The organism is Pseudonocardia sp. McavD-2-B (assembly GCF_024124365.1).
GTDB lineage: Bacteria > Actinomycetota > Actinomycetes > Mycobacteriales > Pseudonocardiaceae > Pseudonocardia > Pseudonocardia alni.
On the sequence record NZ_JAMXSG010000244.1, the window covers coordinates 1 to 9,205 of the forward strand.

Consider the following 9,205-nt stretch of genomic DNA (forward strand, 5'->3'; position numbering starts at 1 on the left):
CCGCCCTGACCGGCGCCGCGCTCGCCGCGAGCGCCTGGGCCGGGGCGCTGGGCCGCCGCGCCGCGACACCGGAGGGCCCGGATGCCGCGCTGCGCCGCCGGATCCGGGTGGCGGAGTGGGCCGTGCCGGTCGTGACCGGCGCCGCGGTCGTCGCCGGGGCCCTGCGCCGCTCCTGACCCGTGGGACACGGACGGCCCGGCCGGGGAGATCCCCGACCGGGCCGTCGTCGTGCGTGGTGTTACCCGGCGAACGCCTTGTCGATCAGCTCGGCCTGCTCGACCTCGTGCACCTTCGACGAGCCGGCGGCCGGGGCCGCCATCCGACGCCGGGACACCCGGGTGAAGCTGCCCTGCAGCTGGGGCAGCTTCTGCGGCAGCTCCAGGCCGTAGTACGGCCACGAGCCCTGGTTGGCCGGCTCCTCCTGGACCCAGCGGACGTCACCGGCGGCCTCGGGGTAGCGCTCGAGGACGGCGGCGATCTCCTCGGCCGGCATCGGGTAGAGCCGCTCGACGCGGACCAGCGCGGCCTCGTCCACCGTGGTGTCGCCGTTCTTGCGGCGCTTGTCGCGGGCCGCGGCCAGCTCCCAGTAGATCTTGCCGGAGCAGAACAGCACCCGCTTCACCCCGGAGACGGTGTCGCCCTTGCCGGCGTGCTCCGGGTCGTCGATGACCGGGCGGAACCTGCCCTCGGTGAAGTCGGACAGCGGACTGACGACCTGCTTGGCACGCAGCATCCACTTCGGCGTGAACACCACCAGCGGCCGGCGCACCCCGTCGAGGGTGTGCTGGCGCAGCAGGTGGAAGTAGTTCGCCGGGTCCGACGGCAGCGCGACGGTCATCGAGCCCTCGGCGCACAGCTGCAGGAAGCGCTCGATGCGCCCGGAGCTGTGGTCGGGGCCCTGGCCCTCCAGGCCGTGCGGCAGCAGCAGCGCGACGTCGGAGAGCTGGCCCCACTTGGCCTCACCGGAGGAGATGAACTCGTCGATGATCGACTGGGCGCCGTTGACGAAGTCGCCGAACTGGCCCTCCCACATGACGAGCGCGTCGGAGTTGGCGACGGAGTAGCCGTACTCGAAGCCGACCGCGGCGAACTCCGAGAGCGCCGAGTCGTAGGGCAGGAACCGGCCCTGCCCCTCGGCCAGGTTGCGCAGCGGGAAGTACTCCGCACCGGTGTGCCGGTCGATCAGGACCGAGTGCCGCTGCACGAAGGTGCCGCGACGCGAGTCCTGACCGGACAGCCGGACCAGCCGGCCGTCCATCGCCAGGGAGCCGATGGCGAGCAGCTCGGCGAAGGCCCAGTCGACGTCGCCCTCGCGGGACATCTTCTCGCGCTTGCGCAGCACGGGCTCGACCCGCTTGTGCACGGCGAACCCCTCGGGGAGGTTGGCGTGCACGTCGCCGATCCGGTGGACGACCTCGAGCGGGACCGAGGTGTCGAGGTCGGACGGGACGAGCTGCTCGGACTCGATCGACGGCGAGATCACCGGCGGGGTCTTCTCGAGCTCGCGCACCTCGTTGAAGACGTGCTCGAGCTGGTTGGAGAAGTCCTTGAGCGCCTGCTCGGCCTCCTCCATGGTGATGTCACCACGGCCGATCAGCGACTCGGTGTAGATCTTCCGGACGCTGCGCTTGGCGTCGATGATGTCGTACATCGACGGCTGGGTCATCGAGGGGTCGTCGCCCTCGTTGTGGCCCCGGCGCCGGTAGCAGATCATGTCGATCACGACGTCGTTGTTCCAGCGCTGGCGGTACTCGACGGCCAGCTTGGCGACCCAGACGCAGGCCTCCGGGTCGTCACCGTTCACGTGGAAGACCGGCGCGCCGATCATCTTCGCGACGTCGGTGCAGTACTGCGAGGACCGCGAGTGCTCCGGCGCGGTGGTGAACCCGACCTGGTTGTTGACCACGACGTGCACGGTCCCGCCGGTGCGGTACCCGCGCAGCAGCGCGAGGTTCAGCGTCTCGGCCACGACGCCCTGGCCGGCGAAGGCCGCGTCGCCGTGCATCAGCACGGGCAGCACGGTGAAGCCGCCGTCGCCCTTGTCGAGGATGTCCTGCTTGGCCCGGACGATGCCCTCCAGCACCGGGTCCACGGCCTCCAGGTGCGACGGGTTCGCGGTCAGCGACACCGCGGTCTCGCCGTCGCCGAACATCCGGAAGTACTTGCCCTCGGCACCGAGGTGGTACTTCACGTCGCCGGAGCCGTGCGCCTGGCCCGGGTCGAGGTTGCCCTCGAACTCGCGGAAGATCTGGCTGATCGGCTTGCCGACGATGTTGGCCAGCACGTTGAGCCGGCCGCGGTGCGGCATGCCGATGACGACCTCGTCGAGCTCGCGCTCGGCGGCCTTGTCCAGCACGGCGTCGAGCAGCGGGATGACGGTCTCGCCGCCCTCCAGCGAGAACCGCTTCTGCCCGACGTACTTGGTCTGCAGGAACGTCTCGAAGGCCTCGGCCGCGTTGAGCCGGGACAGGATGTACTTCTGCTCCGAGGGGTCCGGCTTGACGTGCGCGACCTCGATCCGCTCCTCGAGCCACTTGCGCTGCTCGGGGTCGGCGATGTGCATGTACTCCGTGCCGATGGTGCGGCAGTAGGAGTTGCGCAGCAGTCCGAGCACGTCGCGCAGCTTCATGTGGCTCTGCCCGCCGAACCCGCCGACCGCGAAGTCGCGGTCGAGGTCCCACAGGGTCAGGCCGTGGCTGAGGACGTCGAGGTCGGGGTGCCGGCGCTGGCGGTAGTTCAGCGGGTCCGTGTCGGCCATCAGATGGCCGCGGGTCCGGTAGGACTCGATCAGCTCCAGCACGCGGGCGGTCTTGTCGACCTCGCCCTCGGGGAAGTCCTGCACCCAGCGGACCGGCTCGTACGGCACCCGCAGCGAGGCGAAGATGTCGTCGTAGAAGCCGTCCTCGCCGAGGAGCAGCTGGTGGATGCGGCGCAGGAAGTCGCCGGACTCGGCGCCCTGGATGATCCGGTGGTCGTAGGTCGAGGTCAGTGTGATGATCTTGGAGATGCCGAGCTCGACGAGCCGCTCCTCCGACGCGCCCTGGAAGGCGGCCGGGTACTCCATCGCGCCGACGCCGACGATCGCGCCCTGGCCCACCGACAGCCGCGGCACCGAGTGGTTGGTGCCCAGCGTGCCGGGGTTGGTCAGGCTGATCGTGGTGCCCGCGAAGTCGTCGGCGGTCAGCTTGCCGTCACGGGCCTTGCGGACCATGCCCTCGTAGGCCTGCCAGAACTGCGCGAACGACATGTTCTCGCAGCCCTTGATCGACACGACGATCAGCGAGCGGCTGCCGTCCTTGCCCGGCATGTCCATCGCCAGGCCCAGGTTCACGTGCTCCGGCGTCGCGACCGAGGGCTTGCCGTCGGTCTCGGCGAAGTGCCGGTTCATGTTCGGGAAGTCGGTCAGCGCCCGGACCAGCGCGTAGCCGATCAGGTGCGTGAACGACAGCTTCCCGCCGCGCGTGCGCTTGAGGTGGTTGTTGATGACGATGCGGTTGTCGGCGAGCAGCTTGGCGGGCACCGCACGCACGCTCGTCGCCGTGGGCAGCTCGAGCGAGGCGGTCATGTTCTTGGCGATGGCGTTCGCGGCACCGCGCAGCGGGGTGGTGGTCGCGCCACCCCCGTCCTGCGTCGGCTTCGCGGCCTTGGAACCGCTGCCCGCGGCGGGCTTGGCCGGTGTCCCGTTCGACGACGACGCCGGGGCCGGTGCGCTCGCGGTGCGCAGGCGCTCCTCGGCGGGCGGCGGCTCGGCCTTCGGGGTGACCGGCGGCGGGACGTCGCGGGAGGTGGCGGTGCCCTTGCCGCCGGCCTTCCCGCCGTTCGTCACGGCCTTCTGGGCCGGGGCGTCGCCGGAGCCGGCCGCGCCGGTCTCCGTGCCGCTCCCGCTGCCCTGGTCGTCCTCGGTGGCCGCACCTCGGGTGACCCCACCCGAGGAGGCCGCCGGGGCGGACCCGTTGCCGGAGGAGGTGTCGGCCGGCTCCTCGGTCCCGACGGACGACGAGGAGGCCTTCTCACCGTCCTTGCCGTAGTCGGCGAAGAACTCGTGCCAGGCCGGGTCCACGGCCGACGGGTCCTCCTGGAAGCGCTGGTACATCTCCTCGACGAGCCACTCGTTCGGACCGAAGTCGCTCGCCTGATGGGAGGTACTGCTCGATGACACTCTGCGTCAACCGCCTTGATAGCTGCTCGATTTGTCGCGACCGGCTACCAGGTTAGTCCCCTCGACGCGAGACCGGGCAGTGTGCCGGGTCCCACTTCGTGATCGTTTCGTGATCGACCGCACGCGGACGGCGAGCGGCACGATTCAGAAGCCGGGCGGGGACCCGAGGACGCCGACCACCGCGGTCTGCGTCGCCGTCTCGGCGACGACCGTCCCGACCGGCGGGCCGACGCGGGCCGGGCGGCGGACGGTGTCGCGCTCGCCGGCGTACTGCCCGTCGACGGGGGAGATCAGCAGCTCGGTGCGGACCGGACCGTCGTCGTGGACAAGGGTGGGGTGCCGCTCGCCGTCGAGGTTGTCGGTCTCGCCGAGGGAGACGGCCGGCATCCGGCGCAGCGCGGCGTAGAGCACCGCGCGCAGTTCGGCGGGGACCCGGCAGGTCCGCAGCGCGTCGACCGCGCTGGGGAACGGGCCGGTGTAGCCGCGGCCCGGCGGGCTGTCGGCGATCAGCCGGTCCAGCATCGCGGCCGGGTCGCGGGGCAGGCCCGCGAGGAACGCCTCGGTGGGGTTGGCCCACGAGCCGACCTTCGCGGCGGGCCGGTGGCCGTGGAGCGCGGCGTAGAAGTCGCCGTGCGGGGCGCGGAAGCGGCCGGTGGGCCACTGGTCGGCGATGTCGAAGCCGTCCTCGATCGCGGCGGCGCCGTCGCCGGACAGCCAGTGCACGCGGCCGGTCAGCTCGCGGTCGAGCAGCCAGTCCTGGGCTGGGTCGAGCGGGGTCCACTGCTGGAGCAGGTGCTCGCTGTAGTGGACGCAGAGCTCGTCGCGGGCGAAGCAGGTCCCCATCCACCAGGCGTGCGTCGCCGTGTGCCGGTACTGACCGGGGGAGATCGGCTCGTCGGAGGTCCGGATGGCGAGCTCCAGCAAGTCGGGCTCCTCGTCATGTCGCGAGTCCTGTCGCGGGTGCCCCGGCAGGGGTTGCCCGGGGCGCCGTGAACCGTGGATGACGTCACACATTCTCTACGCCCTGCCTACGAGCCGTGACGCGACCCCCCGGTACTGGGCCGAACGGCGCAATGCCGCAGGTCCCCTCGTCGGGGGGTGGCGTGGTGCTCACGCGGCCGGGCCGCGGCCGGACAGCCGGAACCCGCGGTAGCCGTCGGCGGCGACGTCGGCGCAGGTCGCGGCGTAGCGGGCGAACCCGCCGGCGTAGGGCATGAACACACTCGGCTTGCCCGGCACGTTCGCGCCCAGGTACCAGGACGACGCGGCCCGCGGCAGCAGTGTCGCGTCGGCGGCGGCCCGGTTGTGCTCGCCCCAGTCGCGCTCGGCGGCCGGGTCGGCCTCGATCCGGTCCCGGCCGGTCGCGCGCAGGTGCGCCAGGCAGCCGGCGATCCAGTCGACGTGCTGCTCGATCGAGGTCGGCATGTTCGTGAGCACCGACGGGCTGAACGGCCCGGTGACGGTGAACAGGTTCGGGAAGCCGGACACGGCCAGTCCCAGGTAGGTCCGGGGGCCCTCGCGCCAGGCGTCGCTCAGCGCGGTGCCGTCCGGGCCGACAGGGTCCAGCCGCAGCAGCGGACCGGTCAGCGCGTCGAAGCCGGTGGCGAACACCAGGTCGTCCAGCTCGTGCAGCGCGCCCGAACGCAGCCGCAGGCCACCCGGCTCGACGGCCTCGACCGGGTCGGCCCGGACGTCGACGAGCGTCACGTCGTCGCGGTTGTAGGTCTCGAAGTAGTGGGTGTCGATCGGCGGGCGCTTGGTGGCGAAGCCGTGGTCGTGCGGGAGCAGCGCCTCGGCGGTCGCCGGGTCCTCGACGACCTCCCGGATCCGGTCGCGGATGAACTCCGAGGCGGTGGCGTTGGCGGCCTCGTCGGCGAGCAGGTCCCGGTAGGCCGCGCGGAACCGCAGCCCGCCGCGCTCCCAGGCGGCCCGGTAGACGCGATCGCGCTCGTCGTCGGGGTCGTCGAGGGCGGAGCGGTCGTCGATCGTGAACGGGTGCCCGTTGGTGGATCCGGCCTGGATCCCGCGGATGCGGTCGTAGTCGGCCTTGTAGGCGCGCGACTCGTCCTCGGTCAGCGGGCCGTTGCGGGCCGGGATCGAGTAGTTCGGGGTGCGCTGGAAGACGGTCAGGTGCGCGGCCTGCTCGGCCAGCACCGGGATCGCCTGGATCCCGGTCGAGCCGGTGCCGACGACGCCGACCCGCCGCCCGGCGACGTCGACGCCCCCGTGCGGCCAGCTGCCGGTGTGGAACCAGCGCCCGGCGAAGTCGTCCAGGCCCGGCAGGTCCGGCACGTTCGCCGCGGACAGACAGCCGACCGCGGTGACCAGGAACCGGCAGCACAGGTCGGGGCCGTCCTCGACGGACACGGTCCAGCCCCGGCCGTCGGCGTCGGCGCGGGCCCCGGTGACGGTGGTCGAGAGCCGGATGTCACGGCGCAGGTCGAACCGGTCGGCGACGTGGTCGAGGTAGGCCCTGATCTCCGGCTGGCGCGGGTAGCGCTCGGTCCAGGTCCACTCCTGCTCCAGCGCGGAGTCGAAGGAGTAGCAGTAGTAGTAGCTCTCCGAGTCGCACCGCGCGCCCGGGTAGCGGTTCCAGTACCAGGTCCCGCCGACGCCGTCGGCGCGTTCCAGCACGACGGCGGACATCCCGAGCCCGCGCAGACGGTGCAGCATGTAGAGCCCGGCGAACCCGGCTCCGACCACGACCGCGTCGAACTCCTCGGGGGCGACGTCCTGACCAACAGCGCTGTCGACCATGTCACCCAGATGAGCACGCCCGCGCGGGCCCGGCAAGCCCGGACCTACGACATCCAGGTCTTGAGCTTCTCGAACGTGTGGTTCACGTCGTCGGTCATCGGGTTCACGTGCAGGTGGGTGATCCCGTTCTCCTGCAGCGCCGCGATCCGCTCGCGGACGTGGCCCTCGGAGCCGATCAGGGTGACCTTGTCGATGAAGTCGTCCGGGAGCGCGGCCATGGCCTCCTCCTTCTTCCCGTCCAGGTAGAGGTCCTGCACGGTCTTCGCCGCGTCGGCGTAGCCCTGCTTGGCGAAGACGGTGTTGTAGAAGTTCTTGCCGCGCGCGCCCATGCCGCCGATGTAGAGCGCGTAGAGGCCGCGGGCGGCCTGGCGGGCCGGCTCGAAGAACTCCTCCTCGAGCGCGACGATCCCGCCGCCGGTGATCTGCAGGGGGCCCAGCTCGGGGGCGCGCTTGGCGTAGCCGGCCTCGAGGGCGGGCCCGAAGACCTCCTGGATCTTCTCCGGCAGCACGACGTGCGGCAGCCAGCCGTTCGCGAGTTCGGCGGTCATCTGCAGGTTCTTCTCGCCCAGCGCGGCCACCCAGATCGGGATGTCGGCGCGCTTGGGGTGGTTGATGATCTTCAGCGGCTTGCCGAGGCCGGTTCCTCCGGGCAGCGGGATCGGGTAGAGCCCGTCGTTGGTGAGCTTCTCCTCCCGCTTCCAGACCTTGCGGCAGATCTCGATGATCTCCCGGGTGCGCCCGATCGGCTTGTCGTAGGCGACGCCGTGGAAGCCTTCGATGACCTGCGGGCCGGATGCGCCGAGGCCGAGGCTGAACCGGCCGTCGGACAGGGCGTCGAGGCCGGCCGCGGTCATCGCGGTCAGGGTCGGGGTGCGCGAGTAGATGGGCAGGATCGCCGAGCCGATCTCGAGCCGCTCGGTGCGTGCGGCGAGGTAGCCGAGCAGGGAGACGGCGTCGAAGGAGTAGGCCTCGGCGGCCCAGACGACGTCGAGGCCGGCGCGTTCCATGTCGGTGACGGCGTCCGCGTTGCGGATCGGGTCGTCGCCGTAGGGGAGGACGGTGGAGAGCTTCACTCCCCGTTCAGTACTCACAAGTTACTCGTCGGTCAAGTCCGGACCGGGGCGGAACCCGAATCCCAACAGGGGGGTTAACCGCACTGCCCGCGGGGTACGGGTTCCGCGACAGTGGGACGCATGACGCTCGAGGCCGCACCTCCCCGCAGCACGTCCGCGAAGCGGACGCCCGCGCCGATCGTCGACGGGCAGCGCCCGCCCGGCGCGATGTTCCTGGTCGGACTGTTCGTCGTCCTCCCGACGCTCGCGCTGTTCGCCGCCGTCCCGCTCGCGTGGGGCTGGGGCCTCGGGTGGGTCGACGTCGCGCTGTTCGTCGTGTTCTACCTGGTCAGCGGCCTGGGCGTGACGGTCGGTTTCCACCGCTACTTCACCCACGGCTCGTTCAAGGCGAACCGGCCGCTGCGGATCGCGTTGGCGATCGCCGGCAGCATCTCGCTGCAGGGCAGCGTGCTCGACTGGGTCGGCGACCACCGCCGGCACCACGCGTTCTCCGACAAGGAGGGCGACCCGCACTCGCCGTGGCTCTACGGCACCGGCGCGAAGGCGCTGGTCAAGGGCTTCTGGCACTCGCACATGGGCTGGATCTTCAACCGCGACCTCACGAACATGAAGCGGTTCGCCCCGGACCTGCTCACCGACCGCGACATGATGCGCGTGGAGAAGGCGTTCCCGTTGATCGTCGTGTTCAGCCTGGCGGGCCCGGCGCTCGTCGGCGGCCTGGTCACCATGTCCTGGTGGGGCGCGTTCACCGCGTTCTTCTGGGCCGGCCTGGTTCGCGTCGCGGTGCTGCACCACGTCACCTGGTCGATCAACTCGATCTGCCACATCTGGGGCGAGCGCCCCTTCGCCTCCCGTGACAAGTCCGCCAACGTCTGGTGGCTGGCGGTCCTGTCCTTCGGCGAGTCCTGGCACAACCTGCACCACGCCGACCCGACCTGCGCCCGGCACGGTGTGAAGAAGGGCCAGATCGACATCTCGGCCGTCGTCATCCGGGGCTTCGAGAAGCTCGGCTGGGCGACCGCGGTCCGCTGGCCCACCACGCGCCGCCTCGAGAAGCTCTCGAAGAAGCCGGCCGCCACCGCGGCCTGACCCCTCCGCGTCATACGTCCGACGCCCCCGGTGCCTCGTGCACCGGGGGCGTCGTCGTGTCCGGGGTCCTAGCGGCGACGCCGGGCCGGTCGCCGCCTCCCCGCCGTCGACGGGGGGCGCGGTGCCG

5 protein-coding genes are annotated in these 9,205 nt (G+C 71.5%); 1 reads left to right on the forward strand and 4 read right to left on the reverse strand.

Annotated features, from left to right (window positions below; translation table 11 throughout):
- Positions 1–238: 238 nt before the first annotated feature.
- The 4 genes from NH602_RS24195 to NH602_RS24210 form a co-directional block, all read right to left on the reverse strand.
- Complete coding sequence (locus NH602_RS24195) at positions 239–4,159, reverse strand: multifunctional oxoglutarate decarboxylase/oxoglutarate dehydrogenase thiamine pyrophosphate-binding subunit/dihydrolipoyllysine-residue succinyltransferase subunit (RefSeq protein ID WP_253068981.1); 3,921 nt, start codon at positions 4,157–4,159, stop codon at positions 239–241.
- A gap of 144 nt (positions 4,160–4,303) precedes the next feature.
- On the reverse strand, positions 4,304–5,083 hold the full coding sequence (locus NH602_RS24200; RefSeq protein ID WP_062397463.1) for a hypothetical protein: 780 nt from the start codon (positions 5,081–5,083) through the stop codon (positions 4,304–4,306).
- A 186-nt stretch (positions 5,084–5,269) separates the two neighbouring features.
- On the reverse strand, positions 5,270–6,916 hold the full coding sequence (locus tag NH602_RS24205; protein WP_073578551.1) for an NAD(P)/FAD-dependent oxidoreductase: 1,647 nt from the start codon (positions 6,914–6,916) through the stop codon (positions 5,270–5,272).
- Positions 6,917–6,960: 44 nt separating this feature from the next.
- Positions 6,961–7,989 (reverse strand): LLM class F420-dependent oxidoreductase, encoded by a 1,029-nt coding sequence (locus NH602_RS24210; RefSeq protein ID WP_073578550.1) that lies wholly within the window; start codon positions 7,987–7,989, stop codon positions 6,961–6,963.
- 120 nt (positions 7,990–8,109) lie between these two features.
- Between NH602_RS24210 and NH602_RS24215 the strand changes: the two genes are divergently transcribed.
- A complete protein-coding gene (locus tag NH602_RS24215; protein ID WP_073578549.1) occupies positions 8,110–9,078 on the forward strand; it encodes an acyl-CoA desaturase in 969 nt (322 codons plus the stop codon).
- Positions 9,079–9,205 lie beyond the last annotated feature (127 nt).